This is a genomic window from Nocardiopsis potens DSM 45234 (assembly GCF_000341105.1).
Lineage (GTDB): Bacteria > Actinomycetota > Actinomycetes > Streptosporangiales > Streptosporangiaceae > Nocardiopsis_A > Nocardiopsis_A potens.
Genome location: NZ_ANBB01000002.1, coordinates 37,702 through 56,939, shown reverse-complemented (window position 1 = coordinate 56,939; position 19,238 = coordinate 37,702). Strand labels below are relative to the sequence as shown.

Annotated in this window: 15 protein-coding genes; 6 read left to right on the top strand and 9 right to left on the bottom strand. The window is 74.7% G+C overall.

Annotated features, from left to right (window positions below; genetic code table 11):
• Positions 1-84: 84 nt before the first annotated feature.
• Positions 85-423: a hypothetical protein gene (locus D459_RS0100600; protein ID WP_017591039.1), complete on the bottom strand. Its 339-nt coding sequence runs from the start codon at positions 421-423 to the stop codon at positions 85-87.
• Positions 424-697: 274 nt separating this feature from the next.
• The gene (locus tag D459_RS0100595; protein ID WP_017591038.1) at positions 698-1,219 is read right to left on the bottom strand and encodes a COG1361 family protein; all 522 of its coding nucleotides are present in this window, start codon (positions 1,217-1,219) and stop codon (positions 698-700) included.
• A gap of 423 nt (positions 1,220-1,642) precedes the next feature.
• Here D459_RS0100595 and D459_RS0100590 point away from each other — a divergent pair, with 423 nt between their 5' ends.
• Positions 1,643-1,861, top strand: a complete 219-nt coding sequence (locus D459_RS0100590) for a hypothetical protein (protein WP_017591037.1) — start codon at positions 1,643-1,645, stop codon at positions 1,859-1,861.
• A gap of 166 nt (positions 1,862-2,027) precedes the next feature.
• Complete coding sequence (locus D459_RS0100585) at positions 2,028-5,066, top strand: helix-turn-helix transcriptional regulator (protein ID WP_338044387.1); 3,039 nt, start codon at positions 2,028-2,030, stop codon at positions 5,064-5,066.
• Positions 5,067-5,134: 68 nt separating this feature from the next.
• On the opposite strand, the gene D459_RS0100580 is transcribed toward D459_RS0100585, so the two are convergent.
• Both D459_RS0100580 and D459_RS0100575 read right to left on the bottom strand, forming a co-directional pair.
• Positions 5,135-5,740, bottom strand: a complete 606-nt coding sequence (locus D459_RS0100580) for a TIGR03086 family metal-binding protein (protein ID WP_017591035.1) — start codon at positions 5,738-5,740, stop codon at positions 5,135-5,137.
• A 187-nt stretch (positions 5,741-5,927) separates the two neighbouring features.
• A complete protein-coding gene (locus D459_RS0100575) occupies positions 5,928-7,682 on the bottom strand; it encodes an NAD+ synthase (RefSeq protein ID WP_026119930.1) in 1,755 nt (584 codons plus the stop codon).
• Between the two features lie 219 nt (positions 7,683-7,901).
• Here D459_RS0100575 and D459_RS0100570 point away from each other — a divergent pair, with 219 nt between their 5' ends.
• Positions 7,902-9,263, top strand: a complete 1,362-nt coding sequence (locus D459_RS0100570) for a glutamine synthetase family protein (protein WP_026119929.1) — start codon at positions 7,902-7,904, stop codon at positions 9,261-9,263.
• Positions 9,264-9,345: 82 nt separating this feature from the next.
• Here the strand turns inward: D459_RS0100570 and D459_RS0100565 are convergent, their stop codons facing one another.
• The 3 genes from D459_RS0100565 to D459_RS36055 form a co-directional block, all read right to left on the bottom strand.
• Positions 9,346-10,083, bottom strand: a complete 738-nt coding sequence (locus tag D459_RS0100565) for a response regulator (protein ID WP_026119928.1) — start codon at positions 10,081-10,083, stop codon at positions 9,346-9,348.
• 233 nt (positions 10,084-10,316) lie between these two features.
• Positions 10,317-13,313, bottom strand: a complete 2,997-nt coding sequence (locus D459_RS37280; protein ID WP_017591031.1) for a helix-turn-helix transcriptional regulator — start codon at positions 13,311-13,313, stop codon at positions 10,317-10,319.
• Between the two features lie 133 nt (positions 13,314-13,446).
• On the bottom strand, positions 13,447-13,647 hold the full coding sequence (locus D459_RS36055; RefSeq protein WP_017591030.1) for a hypothetical protein: 201 nt from the start codon (positions 13,645-13,647) through the stop codon (positions 13,447-13,449).
• Positions 13,648-13,968: 321 nt separating this feature from the next.
• On the opposite strand from D459_RS36055, the gene panB reads away from it, so the two are divergent.
• Positions 13,969-14,811, top strand: a complete 843-nt coding sequence (panB, locus tag D459_RS0100550) for a 3-methyl-2-oxobutanoate hydroxymethyltransferase (protein WP_193790217.1) — start codon at positions 13,969-13,971, stop codon at positions 14,809-14,811.
• 214 nt (positions 14,812-15,025) lie between these two features.
• Complete coding sequence (locus D459_RS0100545; protein ID WP_017591028.1) at positions 15,026-16,063, top strand: LLM class F420-dependent oxidoreductase; 1,038 nt, start codon at positions 15,026-15,028, stop codon at positions 16,061-16,063.
• Between the two features lie 81 nt (positions 16,064-16,144).
• Here the strand turns inward: D459_RS0100545 and D459_RS0100540 are convergent, their stop codons facing one another.
• On the bottom strand, positions 16,145-16,546 hold the full coding sequence (locus tag D459_RS0100540; RefSeq protein WP_017591027.1) for a DoxX family protein: 402 nt from the start codon (positions 16,544-16,546) through the stop codon (positions 16,145-16,147).
• A 283-nt stretch (positions 16,547-16,829) separates the two neighbouring features.
• Here D459_RS0100540 and D459_RS0100535 point away from each other — a divergent pair, with 283 nt between their 5' ends.
• Positions 16,830-17,585, top strand: coding sequence for a FadR/GntR family transcriptional regulator (locus D459_RS0100535; RefSeq protein ID WP_017591026.1), 756 nt, complete (start codon positions 16,830-16,832; stop codon positions 17,583-17,585).
• A 13-nt stretch (positions 17,586-17,598) separates the two neighbouring features.
• Here the strand turns inward: D459_RS0100535 and eat are convergent, their stop codons facing one another.
• Complete coding sequence (gene eat / locus D459_RS0100530) at positions 17,599-19,050, bottom strand: ethanolamine permease (RefSeq protein ID WP_017591025.1); 1,452 nt, start codon at positions 19,048-19,050, stop codon at positions 17,599-17,601.
• Positions 19,051-19,238 lie beyond the last annotated feature (188 nt).

Genomic DNA, 19,238 nt, shown 5'->3' with positions numbered 1-19,238 from the left:
CGCCTCGGGCGGCTCCTCCGGTGCGCGGCCCCGGCGGGGCCGGTTCCGGGCGGAGCCCTGCTGCGTGCGCGGAGGGTGCGGACGTCACTGCCAGAAGACGGCGACGGCGACGTTCAGCACGGCCAGCGCGCCGGCGATGATGCCGAGGCGGGTGGCGGGCTTGCGGACGTTGAGCACCGCCACGACCGTCACGGCGATCGCCACGACCAGCTTGACCCCGATCTTGACGTGGTCGACGGCGCCGTCGCCCATCTCGGCCAGCCCGACCAGCACCAGTCCGGTGACCAGCTGCAGCAGCGAGCTGTGCAGGATCGCCTTGGGCGCCTTGATGCTGTCGGTCGCGACCTGCATCAGGAAGCCGGCGATGATCCCCGCCATGCCGAGAAGGTGGAGGAACACGAGGAGCGAGTGAATGAAAGCCATGCCCCAGACGCTACTACACCTTGTAGTGGCAAAACGTCGTGACGGCGGCACAGCCGGGTAACGGCGATGCACCCGCCCGGCGGCCCCGCAGGGGCGCCATGAGGCACGACGCCGGAGCCCGGCGCGGAGTTCCCGCCCGCCGGGCCGGGGGCCGGCGCACCGGCCCCTGCACCGCCCCGCCGGCTCCTCCCCCGCGCTGCCGGAGGCGGGCCGGGCACGCCCCGCCCGGCCCGGCCCCGATCCCGGGCCGGGGTCCCGGCGGCCCCGGCCCCGGTCACCACCCCTCGTCGAACTTCTTCAGTTCGCGGCGGCGCCACAGGGCGTAGCCGACCGCGCCGACGGCCAGCAGGGCGATGGAGGCGCCGCCGACGACGGCCTCCTCGATCCCCGGCCGGGCCGGCCCGGAGGGGACCGCGGCGGCGCCGGCCTTCGCCGGGTCGGGCCGCAGGTCGGCGTCGGTGGCGCAGGCCAGCGGCGGGGCGTCCCGGTCGAGGCCGGCGCAGGCCGTGGTCGCGACCCGCCAGGGGGCGCCCTCCGCCGAGTCCAGCCTCCCGGTGACGCGTCCGGTGGCGCTCTCCCCCGGTTCCAGGTCGACCCGCCAGAACGCGACGCCGTCCGCCGGGCGCCCGGAGTCGGAGGGCCGCTCCCCGTCGGTCTCCACGAGCTCGAGCTCCGGGGCCAGGGTGAGGTAGAGCAGGACGTCCTCCACCGCCTCCCCGCCTTCGTTGCGGAGCGTGACGACGTACTCGGCCTCGCCGCCCGGCTCCAGCCGGTCCACCCCGTCGGTCACGTCCACGGAGAGCCCCTCCGAACCGACTCCCGCCCAGGCCGCACCTCCCCCGGAGACCCCTGCTGATACCGCCACCACCAGCGCCGCCGTCCCGCGAACGGCGTTCCTTCGCACCCGCTCGGCCACCCTCGCCGCACCCCCTCGGAGCATGGGCCGCCGCCGACTCGGCGGACCTGCACACTCGATAAGTACTCACAACGTGACCGTGACGGAGAGTGACACGCCCGGGCGGCCCGCATCGGATGCCCGCACCCGGCAGGGGCCGTCCCGCCCCGGGGGGTCTTAGTCCGCCGGGCGTCTTAGCCGCCGCCTCATGCCGGCCCCGGCCGGATATAAGGCATCCGTCCGATGCCCCTCCCCCCGTCTTAGAACGAATCTGGGACCACACCGGAACGGCGACCCGCGCCGCTCCCACCGGGAGGGACCACGATGATGCACAGCGCCCTGATCAACGACCTGGCCCGCGAGCGCGTCGCCGACCTGATGCGCGAGGCGCGGCGGACCGGGCCCGCGGTGACCGAGCCCGCCGGCGACGGCCCCGGCGGGGGCCGGCCCCGCGCCGGCCTGGAGACGCTCCTGCGCTACCTGGGCGGCGCCGGTGCCGCGGAGAGCTGGATGCCGGCCCCGCGCACCCCTTCGGAGAAGTGACCGGCCGCGCGGCCGCCGCACCGGCGGCCGGAGCCCCGGCGGACACCCGGCCGGGCGGGCCTGCACGGCCCGTCCGGCCGCTCCGTTCCGGCGGAGCGGCCCGGTTCGCCCCCGCGCAGAACGAAAATCAGGCATGAAACCCCACACGGCCGCCATAATGGGCATCATGTCCACCCCTGGCATCCGCCACGAGCTCGTCGGCCGGCGAGCGGAACTCAGCATCCTGCTCGACCACACGCAGCGCACCCGCTCCGGCAAGACCGGGACGATCATCGTCGGCGGCGAGGCGGGGATGGGCAAGTCCCGCCTGCTCACCGAGTTCGCCCGGCACGTCCCGGAGGGCCGGCTCATCGCGGGGGGCTGCCTGGAGCTGGGCGTCGACGGCCTCCCGTTCGCCCCCTTCGTCACCGTGCTGCGGCAGCTGATCCGGATGCACGGCCCCGAACTGACCACCGCCGCGGGCGGCGGCAGCGAACTCCCCCGCCTCCTCCCCGAGCTCGGCGCGGTCCCCGACGACCGGCGCGACGCCCGCGGCCTGCTCTTCCAGCAGATCCTGCTGCTGCTCACCGCGGCCGCCGGCACCGAAGGGCTCACCGTCGTGCTGGAGGACCTGCACTGGGCCGACAGCGCCACCCGCGACCTGCTGGTCTTCCTGGTCCGCAGCCTGGACACCGCGCCGGTGCAGATCGTGGCCACCTACCGCAGCGACGAGCTCCACCGCGACCACCCGCTCCGCCCGCTCCTGCCCGAACTGGAGCGGCTGCCCGACGTCGAGCGGCTGGACCTGGCACCGCTCACCCCGGAGGAGGCCGCCGAGCTGGCCGGCGCGATCCGCGGCGCCCCGCTGAGCGGCGCCGAGGCCGAGGCGCTCTACTCCCGGTCCCAGGGCAACGCGCTGTTCGTGGAGTCGCTGGCCGAGCAGCCGATGCTGCTCGACTCCCCCGTCCCCGAGCGCCCGCGCGAGATGCTGCTCTCCGCGCTGCGCCGGCTGGACGAGCGCGCCGCCGACGTGGTCCGCACCGCCAGCGTGGGCGCGGTCAGCGGCGGGCACGTCGAGCACGAGCTGCTCGCGCACGTCTGCGGGCTGCCCCACGGCGAGCTGGACGCGGCGCTGCGCAGCGTGGTCGACGCCAACGTGCTGCACCCCACCGAGAGCGGGTTCCGGTTCCGGCACGCGCTGCTGCGCGAGGCCGTCCACGCCGATCTGCTCCCCGGCCGGCACACCCGGCTGCACCTCGCCTTCGCCGAGGCGCTGGACGCCCTGCCCGACGCGGTCCCGGCGCACCGGCTCGCCGCCGAGCAGGCGCACCACTACCACGCCGCGCACGAGCTGCCGCGCGCGCTCAGCGCCTCCTGGTGGGCCGCGGTCTACGCCGGCCGCAAGCTGGCCCACGCAGAGGAGCTCCGGATGCTGGAGCGGGTGCTGGAGCTGTGGGACCGGGTCCCCGACGCCGCCGAGCGCACCGAGGGCAACGACCGGTTCGCGGTGCTCAACCGGGCCGCCGACGCCGCCCTGGAGAAGGGCGACCCGCTGCGCGCCATCGAGCTGTGCGAGGAGGGCCTGCGCGACCTGCCCGCCGAGGGCGGCACCGGGGTCCAGGCCAAGCGCGGCCTGCTGCTGCGCCGCCGCGCCCAGGCCCGCTACGACGCCGCCGACCGCAGGGCGATGGACGACCTGTTCGGCGCGCTGGAGGTCTTCCCGCCGGACGCCCCCGGCTACGCGATGCTGCTCTCGCTGCTGGCCCGCGGGTGCATGCGCGCGCCCGACGTCGACCCCGCCGAGCACCCGGTGCTGCGCCGCCTGCTCGACGTCCCCGAGCAGGACGGCGCCCCCGGCCCCGGGGTGGTGAACAGGCGGCTGCGGCTCTCCCAGCACGCGCTGGCGCAGGCCGCGCTGGACGCCGCCCGGCGCACCGGGGACCGCTGCGCCGAGGCCGACGCGCTCAGCTCGATCGGCTCGGCGCTGTTCAACGAGAGCGACTTCGAGGCCGGGCGGAGCGCGATGGAGCGCGGCGCCCGGCTCGCCCGGGAGCTGGGCGAGTCCACCGTGGAGACCAGCAACCACTCGGTGCTCGCGCACTACCTGCGCGAGTTCGGCCGGCACGGCGAAGCGGTGGAGCTGCTGCTGGAGGCGCTGGATCGGCTGCGCCGGATGGGGCAGTCCAACAGCGGCGCCCCGTTCGCCGCCTCCAACCTGGCCGAGACCTACTGGGAGACCGGCGACCTGGCCGAGTGCGAGGAGTGGGCGCGCAGGGGCGAGGCGCTCTCCCCTCCCCCGAAGATCCGCATCTACCTGGCCACCTCGCTGGTCCGCGCGGCCCTGGCCCGGGGCGACCTGGCGGCGGCGCGCCGCGCGGGCGTCCTGCTGGAGGACCTCGACCCGTTCGGCCAGCCGCACATGCAGGCGGTGCAGCTCTCGGTGACCGCCCGGGTCGAGCTGCTGCTGGCCGAAGGGGAGGTCGCCGAGGCCGCGGAACTGGCCCGGACCGCGCTCTCCAGCGGCGACTTCACCACCTCGCCCGGCTACGGCTGGGAGATGCTCGACCTGTTCGCCGAGGTGCTGGCGGTCTCCGCCGCCGACCGCAGGGTCACCGCGGAGGGCGCGGCGGGGCTGCGCGCGGTGGTCGACCGGAACATCGGGGTGATGCCGCTCCGCGGCCCGGTGACCCGGGCCCGGCAGGCCACGGTGGCGGCGCGGCTGAGCGAGGTGTCCGGTGCCTCGCCGGCCGAGTCGGCCCGGCTGTGGCAGGAGGCCGTGGAGCTGTGGCGGCCGCTGCCGCTGCGGCTGCGGCTGGCCGACGCCCTGCTCCGGTCCGCCGAGGCCCGGGCGGCGGCCGACGGCGACCGGGACCGCAGCGCCGAGGAGGTGCGCGAGGCCGCCGGACTGGCCAAGGACTGCGGGGCGCCGGTGCTGCGCAACCGCGCCGAGGACCTGGCCCGGCGCCTGGGCCTGCCGCTGGACGCGTCCTCCGGTGCGCCCCCGGCCCGCCCCTCCGGGCTCACCCCGCGCGAGGTCGAGGTGCTGCGCCTGCTGGCCCGCGGCAGCACCAACGCCGAGATCGGCGCCGAGCTGTTCATCAGCGCCAAGACGGCCAGCGTGCACGTGTCCAACATCCTCGCCAAGCTCGACGTCGCCAACCGGGCCGCCGCCGGCGCCCGCGCCCGCGAACTGGGCCTGGCCGAACCCCAGAGCACCTCGGGCTGAGCGGCGGTTTCTCCCAGCAACGATCCGGGGTCCGGCCGGACGGAAACGGGCCGGAAGCGGCCGACAGGTCAGCCGCCGTGCCCCGGCGACCAGCCCGGGTCCCGGCCGAGCGCGCCGAGGAGCCGGTCCTGCAGGGACGCCTCCCCGGGGACCCCCACCTCGGGGCCGTACACCTCGACGCCCTCGCCGAAGGCCCCCGGCGTCCGCAGCCGCTCCATCGTTTCGGCGGGGACCGCGTTCACCCGCGCCCACAGCGCGGCCGCGTCGCCGGGGTCGAGGTCGGCGTCCTGCCCGGTGGCCTTGGCCAGGTCCCAGCAGTGCAGGACGATGTCGTCGCTGAGCACCTCGTCGATGTGCCGCTCCGCGGACACCGTGCCGGCGGGCGTGTCGCAGGGGGCCGCGGCGAGCGCGGGATCGGCGAGCACGGCCTCGACGTCGGCGCGGGCGGACAGGAAGGCGGCGAGCGGGTCGTCGGCCGCGGCGGGCGCGGGGCCGAGCGTGCGGCCGAGCGGCCGCAGCATGGCCTCGTGCATGTCGACGACGTGGCCGACCACGTCCAGTGCCGACCACCCCTCGCACGGGGACGGCCGGTGCCACTGCCCGTCCCCGGTCCCCTCGATCCTCCGCTGGAAGGCGTCGGCCCGGTCCCGGTAGCGCTGCGCGATGGCGGTCATACCGGGAAGTCTGGCACCGCCGCGCCCTCGGCGCCAGGCGGCGGCGCAGGCGGCGGCCCCGTCCGGCCGGGCCTCGCCGGTGCCCGCCGCCCGCTCTTTCCCGATGATCTCGACGGCTGTCAGAGCGTTCTGACAGGGCCGCGACGCCAAGATCATCGCGTGGGGGCGGGCTTCTCCCGGCGGCGGTCTAAGGCGTCCAGCGGTTGGTGATCGGCAGCCGGCGGTCCCGGCCGAGGTTGCGGGAGCTGATCTTGGTGCCGGGCGGGTACTGGCGGCGCTTGTACTCGGCCCGGTCGACCAGCCGGATCACCCGCTCGACCAGCGCCGGGTCGAACCCGTCGTGGACCAGTTCGCGCAGCCCCTTGTCGGTGCCGATGTAGGCGTCCAGCAGCGCGTCGAGCAGCTCGTAGTCGGGCAGCGAGTCGGTGTCCAGCTGGTCCGGGCGGAGTTCGGCGCTGGGCGGCTTGGTGATGGAGTTCTCCGGGATCGGCGGGGTGGCGCCCTCGGCGCGGGCCTGCTCGTTGCGCCACTCGGCCAGCTCCCAGACCAGGGTCTTCCAGCAGTCCTTGATCGGCGCGTACCCGCCGACCGAGTCGCCGTAGAGGGTGGAGTAGCCGGTGGCCAGCTCGCTCTTGTTGCCGGTGGCCAGCACCAGGTGGCCCTCCTGGTTGGAGAGCGACATCAGCAGCGTGCCGCGCACCCGGGCCTGGAGGTTCTCCGCGGCCAGCCCGTCCAGCCCGACGGCCTCGCCGAAGGCGTCCACGATCGGCTGCACCGCCAGGGTGCGGGTGCGCACGCCCTGCCGCGCGGCCAGCTCCTCGGCGTCGGCGACCGAGTGGTCGCTGGAGTACTTGCTGGGCAGCAGCAGCCCGTGCACGCTCCCGGCGCCCAGGGCGTCGACGGCGATGGTGGCGGTGAGCGCCGAGTCGATGCCGCCGGAGAGCGCGACCAGGGCGCTGCGGAAGCCGTTCTTGCGCACGTAGTCGCGGAGGCCGGTGACCAGCGCCCGGTAGACCTCGCCGGTGTCGGAGATCGGGTCGGGGCGGGGCGCGACCAGCGGCGGCTCCGGTTCGTAGGGCGCCACCGGGCGGGCGGAGACGGTGTACCGGACGATGCGGACCCCGTCCACCCGGTCCGCCTCCGGGGCGGGGTCGGGGGCGTCGGGCAGCCGCAGGTCGGTGACGAGCAGCGCGTCGGTGAACTGCGGGGCGCGCGCCACCAGCTCGCCGTCGGCGTCGACGATGAGCGAGTCGCCCTCGAAGACCAGCTCGTCCTGGCCGCCGGTCATGTTCACGTACCCCACCGCGGCGCCGGTCTCCCGGGCCCGGCGCTGGCACAGCTCCAGCCGGACGTCGTCCTTGGCCCGCTCGTAGGGCGACCCGTTGAGCGTGATGAGCATCCCGGCCCGCGCCGCGCGCACCGCGGTGACCGGGCCGCCCTCCTGCCAGAGGTCCTCGCAGATGGCGAAGGCGATGTCGGCGCCGCGCACCCGCACCACGGGCAGGGCGTCGCCGGGGACGAAGTTCCGGAACTCGTCGAAGACCCCGTAGTTGGGCAGGTGGTGCTTGGCGGAGATGAGCCGCACCTCGCCGCCGTGCAGCAGCGCGGCGGAGTTCTGCGGGGCGCCGGCGGGCTGGCCGAACCGGGCGCCCACGCCCTCGCGGCGGTTGAGGAAGCCGACCACGGCCGGCAGCTCGCCCAGGCCCTCCTCGGCGAGCCGCGCGGCCAGCGCGTGCACCGCCTTGACCGAGGCGGACACGAAGGAGTTGCGCAGCGCCAGGTCCTCCACCGGGTAGCCGGTGACCACCATTTCCGGGAAGACGACGAGGTGCGCCCCGGCGGCGGCCGCCTCGCGGGCGGTGTCCAGCACCAGGCGGCAATTGCCCTCCAGGTCGCCGACGACCGGGTTGACCTGTGCCAATGCGATTCTCAGCTGTGCCACGCCCTGAGCCTACCCGGCGCGGGCCCGGCCCGCCGGGCGCCGTGTCGCACGTTTCCCGTGGGGCCTGTGATAATGCCGACGGACCCCCTTTCCACATTGCCCACCTGCGTTAATGCGCCGGAAACGTATACCCGGCAGACTGGAGGGGGTGCCGTCCCGCCGGGGCCCGGACCGGGGGCCGCGCGGCCCGGCACCGACGATCGACGAGGAAGGTGAACCGTGAATCGACAGCAGGAATTCGTGCTCCGGACGCTGGAGGAGCGCGATATCCGGTTCGTCCGCCTGTGGTTCACCGATGTGCTCGGTTACCTCAAGTCGGTGGCGGTGGCCCCCGCCGAGCTGGAGGCCGCCTTCACCGAGGGCATCGGCTTCGACGGATCGGCGATCGAGGGCTTCGCCCGCGTCTACGAGGCCGACATGCTGGCCCAGCCGGACCCGACCACGTTCCAGGTGCTCCCGTGGCGGAACGAGCCGCACGGCACCGCGCGGATGTACTGCGACATCCTGATGCCGGACGGCTCGCCCAGCTACGCCGACCCGCGGCACGTCCTCAAGCGCCAGCTGAGCAAGGCGTCCGACCTCGGGTTCAGCTTCTACACCCACCCCGAGATCGAGTTCTATCTGCTGAAGAAGATGCCCGCCCCGGGCGAGTTCCCCGAGCCGAACGACTCCGGCGGCTACTTCGACCACACCCCGCACAACAGCGCGCACGACTTCCGGCGCAACGCCATCAACATGCTGGAGGCCATGGGCATCTCGGTGGAGTTCAGCCACCACGAGGGCGGCCCGGGCCAGCAGGAGATCGACCTGCGCTACGCCGACGCGCTCACCACCGCGGACAACATCATGACGTTCCGGCTGGTGATGAAGGAGGTCGCGCTGGAGCAGGGCGTCTACGCCACGTTCATGCCCAAGCCGTTCACCGAGTTCCCCGGTTCGGGCATGCACACCCACATGTCGCTGTTCGAGGGCGAGCGGAACGCGTTCCACGAGCCGGGCGCCGAGTACCGGCTCTCCAAGGTGGGGCGGGGTTTCATCGCGGGGCTGCTGCGGCACGCCGCGGAGATCACCGCGGTGTGCAACCAGTGGGTCAACTCCTACAAGCGGCTGTGGGACAACGCCGCCGCCTCGGCCGGTGCCGGCGGCGAGGCGCCCGCCTACATCTGCTGGGGCCACAACAACCGCTCCGCGCTGGTGCGGGTGCCGATGTACAAGCCCACCAAGAGCAACTCCAGCCGGATCGAGTTCCGCTCGCTGGACACCGCCTGCAACCCCTACCTGGCCTACGCGGTGATCCTGGCCGCCGGGCTGAAGGGCATCGAGGAGGGCTACGACCTGCCTCCGGGCGCCGAGGACGACGTGTGGGCGCTGACCGACGCCGAGCGCCGGGCGATGGGCATCGCGCCGCTGCCGCAGAGCCTGGACGAGGCGATACGGGCGATGGAGGGCAGCGAACTGGTCGCCGAGACCCTGGGCGAGCACGTCTTCGACTTCTTCTTGCGCAACAAGCGGGCGGAGTGGGAGTCCTACCGCCGCCAGGTGACGCCGTACGAGCTCCAGCGCTACCTGCCGACGCTGTGACGGCGCCGCGCCGGGCACAGGACCGGGCGCAGGGGTAAGGAGCGGGCCGGAACCCCGCCCGAGGGGGTTCCGGCCCGCTCCCTCACTCCACTTCGACGACCTTCTCCCGGACCGCGTAGACCGCGGCCTCGGTGCGCGAGTGCAGCTGGAGCTTCTCCAGGATGTTGCGGATGTGGTTCTTCACCGTGTTCTCGGAGATGAAGAGCTCGTCGGCGATCTCGCGGTTGTTCAGGCACCTGGCCACCAGGCGGAGCACCTCGGTCTCCCGGGCGGTGAGCTGCGGGGCCGCGGGGCGGGCCGCGGCGGCGTCCCGCTTGGCCAGCTGGGTGAACTCCCCGATGAGCTTGGTGGCCATGGAGGCGTTGATGAACGACTGGCCGTCGGCGATGGCGCGGACCGCGTCGGGCAGCTCGTCCACGGAGATCTCCTTGAGCAGGTAGCCGTCGGCGCCGGCCTTGAGCGCCTGGAACAGGTCGTCCTCCTCGTCGCTCATGGTGAGCATGGTGATCTTGGCTCTGGGCAGGCGCCGCCGGATGGCCGCGCAGGCCTCGATCCCGTTGCCGCGCGGCATCCACACGTCCATCAGCACCACGTCGGGGGCGAGCGCGGCGGCCCGGCCGACGGCCTCCTCCCCGCCGCCGCACTCCCCGACGACGTCGATGTCGGGCTCCTCTTCCAGGACGGAGGCCAGCCCGCGCCGGAAGAAGGCGTGGTCATCGACGAGCATGGTGCGGATGGGTCCGCCGCGTTCCGCGGCACCGCCGTGATCGGCCGGTCGGGGGACCGGCACCTCGGTCATATCGGAGGGGTGCCCACTCACTGCGGAATTCCTTCCTGGCGCAAGTCGTCCCGGGTCAAGGAAATCGAACCCTTCCGCCGTCGCCGGAACAGCCTATTGCATTCGGCGCGCGAGTCACAGGGGCTCGGACCGGCACTCTTCACCGCTTGGAGCTGGGAAATCCGGAGACCTCCCGGAGCGCTACACCCTACCTCGAAAACGGATCGGTAACTTACGCCCGGCGCCCCTTTGAAAGGGACAATTGGCTTCCCCGTTCACTCCAGTCCGGAATCGCGCGCTTTCAGGGCGGCCGCATTCCGATTCGAAACACCGAGCTTGGCCAGCACGTTCGAAACGTGGACGCTCACTGTTTTGACGGATATGACCAGTTCCGCGGCGATCTCCCGGTTGGTTCGGCCGTGCGCCACCAGCCGCAGGACCTCCAGCTCACGCGGGGTGAGCGCGGCCAGCGGACCGGCCGCCCGCCCGTCCCGGCCCGGCTCCGCCGCCTCCGGGGCGCCCGGCTCCGCCGCCCCCTCCGGCCCGGCCGGCGCGGGGAGGGCGATCCCGTGCTCCTCCATCAGCCGCACCGCGTCCCGCAGGTACCGGCCCGCGCCCATCTCCGCGGCGAGCGCGTGCGCCTCCAGGACCAGCGGCTCCGCCTCCTCCCGCGCGCCCGGGAGCAGGTTGCGGGCCCGGCAGAGCAGCGCGGCAGGCAGCCACAGCCGCAGCTCCGAGGAGCGGAGCCACCCGATGGTGCGGCGCCGCAGCGCGTCGTCCTCCTCGGTGCGGCCGCCGAGGACGCCCAGCGCCAGCCCCAGCGAGATCCGGCCGAACACCCCCATGCCGGCGCCGTCGCCCAGCGGCACGGCGCGCTCCCGCAGCACCTCGCGGAGCCGGTCCACCGTTCCGTCGGGCCCGCCGCCCCCGCGCCCCGATTCGTCGAGCAGCCGCCAGACCTCGGCCGCGTCGAACAGCCACATCGCCAGCCGGAACCCGCGCAGCCAGGGCCGCTCCCGCTCCATCAGCGCGGTGACCCCCTCCACCGCCCGGGCCGGCCTCCCCTGCTCCGCGTCGACCCACGCCTGGAGCAGCCGCACCCCGACGAACTCGATCTCGGCCACCGCCTCGTCGGGGTAGCACCGGTGGACGGCGTCCAGTTCGCGGGCGGTCCCGGAGACCGACCCGCGCACCTGCTCGATCTGGGCCAGCAGGTCGTGCCGGCGCCCCTGGGTGCGCGGGTTGGCCGCCGGGGGCGCGCTGCGCAGCAGCGTCGCCGCCTCGCCGACCTTCCCGGAGTTGAGCAGGCCGATCGCCAGCCCGTTGAGGAAGCCGCCGCCGCGGGTGCGGGACACCCCCAGCTCGGCGGCGCGCTCCAGCGCCGCCCGGTTCAGCCGCAGCCCCTCGGCGATCCGGCCCGCGTCGTTCAGCACCGCCGCGGTGTTGTTCATCCCGCGCAGCTCGGTGGGCATGTCCCCGCTGCGCCGCGCCAGCTCGGTGCCCTGGCGGAGCGGGTCGAGGGCGGGCTCGCCGCCGGCCCTGTTGGAGCGGGCCCCGCCCAGGGTGATCAGGGCGTCGGCCTCGGTGTGCACGTCCCCGGCCTCGCGGGCGCGCAGCAGCGCGGCCGCGGCCGTGCGCTCGGCCTCCTCGTCGTGGCCGCGCACCGACAGCGTGGCGGCCATCGCCGCGGTGACCGCGGGGCGCAGCGGGTGCCGGTCCGGCAGCACGGTCAGCGCCTCGCCGAAGTCCTCCAGGGCGCCGTCCCGGGACATCTCCCGGGCCGCCTGGCCCCGGGCGTACAGCAGCATGCCCATCGCCACCGCGTCCTGCTCCGGGATCTCCCGGGAGGCCCGCACCGGGCACATCCCGGTGTCCAGCCACCGGGCGTGGGTCCGCAGCCCGGTGTCGGCGTAGTCGTGCGCGCGCCGCGGGTTGTCCAGCGCCTTCGCGGTCTCGCTGGCGGCGCAGAGCACCTCGGCGTGGGACCGGCCGATCCGCTCCGCGGCGTCGGGGACCCGCTCCCACAGCTCCAGGACCCGGTCGAGCAGGGCGAGCCGCTCGGGGGCGGCCGCGGCGCGCCGGGCCGCCTCGGCTGCGCGCCAGGCGCTCTCCAGCGCCCGCGGCAGGTCGTGGGCGGCGTAGGCGTGGTGGGCGAGCATGGCGGCGGCGCGCCCGTCGTCGATCCCGGGGACGCCGGCGGCCAGCGCGTCGGCGTAGCGGAGGTGCAGCCGGATGCGCTCGCCGGGGAGCAGGTCCTCCTGGACCGCCTCGGCGAGCAGCGCGTGCCGGAACCTGTACCCCTCGGCCAGCGGGTGCAGCGCGTTGGCGTCCACCGCGGCGCGCACCGCGGCGTCGAACCGGTCCGCGGGCAGCTCGCAGACGGCCTCCAGCAGGGCGTGGTCGACCCGGTCCCCGGTGAGCGAGGCCGCCTTGAGCACCGAGAGCGCGGTCCGGTCCAGCGGGCGCAGCGCGCCGAGCAGCATCTCCCGGGGGCCGGCCGGCACCGGAGCCCCGGCCAGGTCCGATTGGTCCAGGAAGGACTCGACGAACAGCGGGTTGCCGCCGCTGCGCTGGTAGACCAGGTCCACGTCGCCGGCGGAGAGCGCCCCGCCGCGCAGCGCGGCGGCCTGGTCGGCGACCTCGTCCCTGGAGAGCGGGGCCAGGTCGAGCCGGGTGACCGGGTCCAGCCGCTCCAGTTCGGGGAGGAGGCGGCGGAGCGGGTGGGTGCGGTGCAGGTCGTCGGTGCGGACCGTGGCGATCAGCTGGACCCGGGCGGCGTCCAGGTTGCCCAGCAGGAAGACGAGCAGGTCCCGGGTGGAGGCGTCGGACCAGTGCAGGTCCTCCAGGACCAGGGTGAGGCCGCCGGCTCCGGCGGCCTTCTCCAGCAGGACCAGGACCTCCTCGAACAGCCGGGCGCGGCCCTCGCCGGAGGGTTCCGGGACCGGGCCGAGCTCGGGCAGCAGCCGGGCCAGCTCGCCGGGGCGCGGCCCGGTCTCGACCGCCCCCTCCCGGACCAGGCGGCGCAGCGCGGTGGCGAACGGGGCGAAGGGGAGCCCGTCCACGCCCAGCTCGGGGCAGCCCCCGGCGACGGTCCGGAGCATCGGCGAGCCGGCCGCGTACTCGCGCACCAGGCGGGACTTGCCCACCCCGGCCTCGCCGGCGACGAGCACGGCGGTGGCGCCGTCCCGCAGCGCCCGCCGGGCGTCGCCGCGGAGGGCCGCCAGCTCCGCCTCCCGGCCGACGAAGGCGGATTCCCGGTCGGTTCTGTCCATGGCGCCCAGTATTCCGGGCTCCGCCGGCGGAGCGCTCACCCCGCTTCTGCTCCGCGGCGGCCCGCGCGCGGGCGGCCGCCCCGGGCCGGGCGCCGGGGCCCGCGCCCCGCCCGCGCTGGGCACCGGGCCGCCGTCACTCCGCCGTCCCGTACCCGGACCGGCCCCGGCGCCCCCGTGCGGAGCCCTCCGGGCCCTCGGGATCGGGGCGGGGGCGCCGGCCGCGCCGCTCCCTGCGGCGCTGCTCCCTGCGGGCGCGCTCGGCGGCGGCCTCGGCCTCGGCGCGCTCGCGGTTCTGCCGGGCGAGCTCGGCCATGTGGTCGTGGTGCAAGGTCATCGCGGTCCCTCGTTCCGTTCCGGTCGATGCGTTCTCAGGAACCACGATCGCGCTGAGAAAGGCGCCCCGCCATCCGAAGATCGCCCTATCTTTCCTGCTCAGATGGGCCTTAGGGAGGCCGCCGAGCGCCTCGGCCCTCCCTAGGGAACCCGCCGGGCGGCCCGGTGTGACCTCCGGCTCGGCGCCGGACGGGATGGGCGAAAGGGGCGATCGCGTTGCCCCGGGAGGAGAGCGGCATATCCGCCCGTGCGAGGATGAGCCGACAAGTTACCGACAACGTCCGGGGACGCCGAGAGGCGCTTCGAGACAGTGGAGGAACGCATAATGAGCACCACGTCCGCCCCCGCCCTCTACGGGGGAACGTCCACCCGCCGGGTGACCGTGCGCGACATCGCCGCCGCCAAGGCCCGCGGCGAGCGCTGGCCCATGCTCACCGCCTACGACGCGCTCTCCTCGCGCGTCTTCGACGAGGCCGGGATCCCGGTGCTGCTCGTCGGGGACTCCGCGGCGATGGTCGTCTACGGCTACGAGTCCACGCTCCCGGTCACCGTGGACGAGCTCGTCCCGCTCACCGCCGCGGTGGAGCGGGCCACCTCCCGCGCGCTGGTCGTCGCCGACCTGCCGTTCGGGTCCTACCAGGCCTCGCCCGAGCAGGCCCTGGGCACCGCCGCCCGGTTCATGAAGGAGGGCCGCGCGCACGCGGTCAAGCTGGAGGGCGGGCGCCGGATGGTGCCCCAGGTGGAGACGCTGGTCTCGGCCGGCGTCCCGGTGATGGGGCATATCGGCCTGACCCCCCAGTCGGTCAACACCCTGGGCGGCTACCGGGTCCAGGGGCGCAGCGACGAGCAGGCCGCCGAGCTGCTGGCCGACGCCAAGGAGCTGGAGCGGGCCGGGGCGTTCGCGGTCGTGCTGGAGTGCGTGCCCAACGCCGTGGCCGAGCGGATCACCGGCGAGCTGAACATCCCCACGGTGGGCATCGGCGCCGGGCCGGGCACCGACGCGCAGGTGCTGGTCTGGCAGGACATGGCCGGCCTCAGCCCGCGGGTGGCCAAGTTCGTCAAGACCTACGCCGCGCTGAACGAGACGCTGGCCGAGGCGGCCCGCGGCTTCGCCGAGGAGGTCGTCTCCGGCGCCTTCCCGGACGAGGCGCACTCCTACGCCTGACCCCTGCCCCCCTGACTCCCCGGGCGCACACCGCTGAGGCGCCCGGGGCCGGGCGCCGCCCCCTCCGCGGGGCGGCGCCCTTTTCTTCTGCTTCTCCTGCGCCGGGCCCTCCGGGGCGGACCGGCAGCGCGCCGCCCCACCCCGGCCACGGAACCGAACGCCGCTCGGTTGTAGAGTTTCGCCGACCCGGGCGAGACGACCCAACGGAGGCACCATGCGCATCTCCATGCCGCTGCAGTACGCGGGCGACCCGAAGCAGTCCGTCGAGCAGGTCGCGGAGCTGGAGAAGGTCGGACTGGACACCGTCTGGGTGGCCGAGGCCTACGGTTACGACAGCCCCACCCTGATGGGCTACATCGCGGCGCGCACCGAGCGGGTCCGGATCGGCGCGGCGATCCTCCCGGTCTACACCCGCACCCCCACCCTGATCGCGCAGACCGCCGCCGGCCTGGACTACCTCTCCGACGGGCGGGCCGTGCTCGGCCTGGGCGCCAGCGGGCCGCAGGTCATCGAGGGCTGGCACGGGGTGCCCTACACCAGGCCGCTGGCCCGCACCCGCGAGGTGGTGGAGATCTGCCGCAAGGTGTGGGCCCGCGAGGAGCGGCTCACCCACGACGGCCGGGTCTTCACCCTGCCGCTCCCCCCGGAGCAGGGCACCGGACTGGGCAAGCCGCTGAAGATCATCAACCACCCGGTGCGCAGCGCGGTCCCGGTCTACCTCGCCTCGCTCGGCGAGAAGAACGTGCGGATGACCGCCGAGATCGCCGACGGCTGGCTGCCCATCTTCTTCATCCCGGAGAAGGCCGACGAGGTGTGGGGCGGGTCGCTGCGCGCCGGCGCGGCCGACCGGGACCCCTCGCTGGCCCCGCTGGAGATCGCCGCCGGCGGCATGCTCGCCATCGGCGAGGGCGAGGAGACCAAGAAGCTGCTGGACTTCGTCCGCCCGATGATCGCGCTCTACGTCGGCGGCATGGGCGCCAAGGGCCGGAACTTCTACAACACCCTGGCCCGCAGGTACGGCTACGAGGAGGCCGCGGAGAAGATCCAGGACCTCTACCTGGCCGGGAAGAAGGACGAGGCCGCGGCCGCCGTCCCGGAGGAGATGCTGGAGCTGACCAACCTGGTCGGCCCGGAGTCCTACGTCCGCGAGCGGGTCGAGGCGTTCCGCGCCGCCGGCGTCACCGACCTCAACGTCACCCCGGTCGGCGACGACCCGGTCGCCCTGGTCGAGAAGGTCAAGAGCTGGCTCTGAGCCCCGCCCCTCCCGGACGGTCTCGGCGCTGCGGCCCTGTCGGAGCGCTCCGATGGGACCGCAGCGCCGAGATCACCGGGCTCAGCGACCGATCAGGGAGAGCGTCTCCCGCTTGCGGATCCAGGCGACGGCCAGCAGGAGGACGGTGAGCACCGCGGGCGTCGTCCAGCCGGAGTCGACCAGGATGAACAGGTGGGTGAGGACCGCGCCCACCACGATCACCGCCAGGCCGAGCGCGGCCAGCCCGGCCAGCCTGGGCACCAGCAGCAGGAGCGCTCCGGCCACCTCGGCCGCGCCCACCGCGTAGCGCAGCCACTGCCCCATCCCGATCTCCTCGAAGACCTGGACGTGGTCCGGCCAGCCCAGCAGCTTGCCCGATCCGAACATCGCGAACGCGGCGAAGCAGAGCACCTGGAGAACCCAGGCCAGCACGGTGAGGGCGGTCGCCCTCCCGGCCGCCGGATGCTGTGCGGTCCGTTCCATCGTGGCCTCGCTTCCCTGGGCCGGCGCCCCCGCTCCGCCGCGGGCGGGCCGGCTACGCCCTGTCCTCGACGCCATGCTCGCACGCCGCGCCGCCGCACGGGAGGGCCCTTTCCGCGGCACCGTCGACGCACGCTCGGCGCGGGCTCGGAGCGCGGTCGAGGCGCGCTCGACGCGCGGTCGGGCGCGGCCGGCGCCGGTGCCCTCCGATCCGGTTCTAGGCTGGAAGCGGCCGCCTTCGGCGGCCGCCCGCCCCGTCCCGAGACTCCCAGCAGCGAGGTGCACGTTGTCCCAGCCGGACGTCCCGACGGAGGCCGCCGGGCTCGGCGCGACCGCGGCCGAGGCCGTCTTCCGCCCGGTGCGCACCGGCAACGCCTTCGAGGAGACGGTGGAGCGGCTGCTGTCCGCGATCAAGCTCGGCGTGGTCGCCCGCGGCGACCGGTTCCCGCCCGAGCGGGAGCTGGCCGCCCGGCTCGGGGTCAGCCGGATCACCCTGCGCGAGGCCATCCGCGCGCTGCAGGAGGCGGGGTACGCGGAGTCGCGCCGGGGCCGGGCCGGCGGCACCTTCGTCACCTACATCCCGCCGCGCCCGAGCAGGGCCGAGGCGCAGCGGGTGCTGGAGCGGATGAACGCCCCGCTGGACGACCTGTTCACCTTCCGCCGGGCGCTGGAGGTCGGCGCGGCCGTCCGGCTCGCCGAGGACGGCCTGGGCGAGGAGGGCGAGCGGCTGCTGAGCGCCCGGCTGGCGGCGGTGGACTCCGCCTGCACCGACGACTACCGCCGCCTGGACACCGTCTTCCACCTGACCCTGGCCGAGCTGACCGGTTCGGCCTCGCTCACCTCGGCCCTGGCCGACACCCGGATGCGGATCAACGACCTGCTCAACGCCATGCCCATCCTCGCCCGCAACCTGGAGCACAGCAGCCGGCAGCACCGCGCCATCGTCGCCGCGGTCCGCGCCGGCGACCCGGAGGGGGCGCGCCGGGCGGTCGGCGAGCACCTGGACGGCACCGCCGCGCTGCTCCGGGCCTTCCTCGGCTGACCGGGGCCCGGCGCTACTTCAGCTCCGACTCGGCCTGCTCGACCAGGGCGAACTCCTCCTCGGGGGCGTCGGCGACCAGCCGGTGCCGGGAGTGGAACCAGAAGTAGGCCAGGAAGGCGGCCAGGATCCCGGCGGCCACCGCGGCCCCGGCCATGTCGACCAGGAAGGTGGCGACCACCGCGCACAGCGCCAGCACCAGGGCGATGCCGGTGGTCACCGCGCCGCCGGGGGTGCGGTAGGGCCGCTCCAGGCCGGGCTCGCGGCGGCGCAGCACGATGTGCGAGACCATCATCAGCGCGTAGGAGACGGTCGCGCCGAACACCGCGATGTTGATCAGCCTGTCGCCGTCGCCGACCGCCGCCGCCAGCGCGAACCCGATGGTGCCGGGCACGATGAGCGCGGTGTAGGGGGTCTTGCGCCGCCCGGTCAGCGACAGCCAGCGCGGCAGGTAGCCGGCGCGGGAGAGCGCGAAGAGCTGCCGGGAGTAGGCGTAGATGATCGAGAAGAAGCTCGCCACCAGCCCGGCCAGGCCCACGTAGTTGACGATGTCGGCGATGACCGCGGAGCCGCCGTAGGCCTCGCGCAGCGCCTCCGGCAGCGGGTTGCTGGAGTCGGCCATCACGCTCGCGCCCGCGCCGCCGGGAGCCAGCAGCAGCACGCCGAACCCGGTCACCAGCAGCACCGCCATCGCCGCGATGATGCCGCGCGGCATGTCCCGGGCGGGTTCGCGGGCCTCCTCGGCGGCCAGCGGAACGCCCTCCACCGCGAGGAAGAACCAGATGCCGAAGACGAAGGCGCCGAGCACCCCGGCGAAGCCGAACGGGAGGAACGGGCCGGCCCCGGCGGCGTCGGTGGGGGCGATGTCGAACAGGTTGGCCGGGTCGAACCGGGGCACCATGCCCACCGCGAACACCGCGAGCGCCAGCACCGCCACCCCGGTGATGGCGAACATCAGCCGCAGCGCCTCGCCCACGCCCCACAGGTGGACGCCGACGAACACCAGGTAGCAGACCAGGTAGACGGGCCAGGCGTCGGTCAGGCCGAACAGCCCAAGCGCCTCCACGTAGCCGCCGATGAACACCGCGATCGCGGCGGGCGCGATCGCGTACTCGATGAGGATGGCGGTGCCGGTGGCGAACCCGCCGAGCGGGCCCAGGGCGCGGCGCGCGAAGCCGTAGCCGGCGCCGGCGGTCGGCAGCGCGGAGGCCATCTCGGCCAGCCCCAGCACCATGAACAGGTACATGGTGCCCATCAGGACGGTGGCGATGAGCAGGCCGCCCCAGCCGCCCTCGGCGATGCCGTAGTTCCAGCCGGCGAAGTCGCCGGAGATGACGTAGGAGACGCCGAGCCCGGCGAGGAGCAGCCACCCGGCGGCGCCGCGGCGCAGGGTGCGGCGCTCCAGGTAGTCGGCTCCCGCTCGGGCGTACCCGGCGCCCTGGACGTGTTCACGCGGTCGATCGGACAACGGTGTTCCCCTCGCTCGGGAATGTCGTGCTCCGCCGGGGGCCGCCTCCGCCTCCGCTCGCCGGGCGGCACCTCCGGGCCACCGGCCGTCCGAAAAGGTATGCCATCGGTCCTTTTCGGTGGTGACCGGTGATGATGCGCCGCTGCGACACGCCTTGTCAAGGGGGCCGAACAGGCCGGACAGGTCCG

Bases quoted from the DNA above. Each gene is read 5' to 3' on its own strand.
- D459_RS0100585 (WP_338044387.1), top strand. From the start codon at position 2,028: ATGTCCACCCCTGGCATCCGCCACGAGCTCGTCGGCCGGCGAGCGGAA.
- D459_RS36055 (WP_017591030.1), bottom strand. From the start codon at position 13,647: ATGACCTTGCACCACGACCACATGGCCGAGCTCGCCCGGCAGAACCGC.
- D459_RS0100590 (WP_017591037.1), top strand. From the start codon at position 1,643: ATGATGCACAGCGCCCTGATCAACGACCTGGCCCGCGAGCGCGTCGCC.
- D459_RS37280 (WP_017591031.1), bottom strand. From the start codon at position 13,313: ATGGACAGAACCGACCGGGAATCCGCCTTCGTCGGCCGGGAGGCGGAG.
- D459_RS0100545 (WP_017591028.1), top strand. From the start codon at position 15,026: ATGCGCATCTCCATGCCGCTGCAGTACGCGGGCGACCCGAAGCAGTCC.
- D459_RS0100540 (WP_017591027.1), bottom strand. From the start codon at position 16,546: ATGGAACGGACCGCACAGCATCCGGCGGCCGGGAGGGCGACCGCCCTC.
- D459_RS0100600 (WP_017591039.1), bottom strand. From the start codon at position 423: ATGGCTTTCATTCACTCGCTCCTCGTGTTCCTCCACCTTCTCGGCATG.
- D459_RS0100580 (WP_017591035.1), bottom strand. From the start codon at position 5,740: ATGACCGCCATCGCGCAGCGCTACCGGGACCGGGCCGACGCCTTCCAG.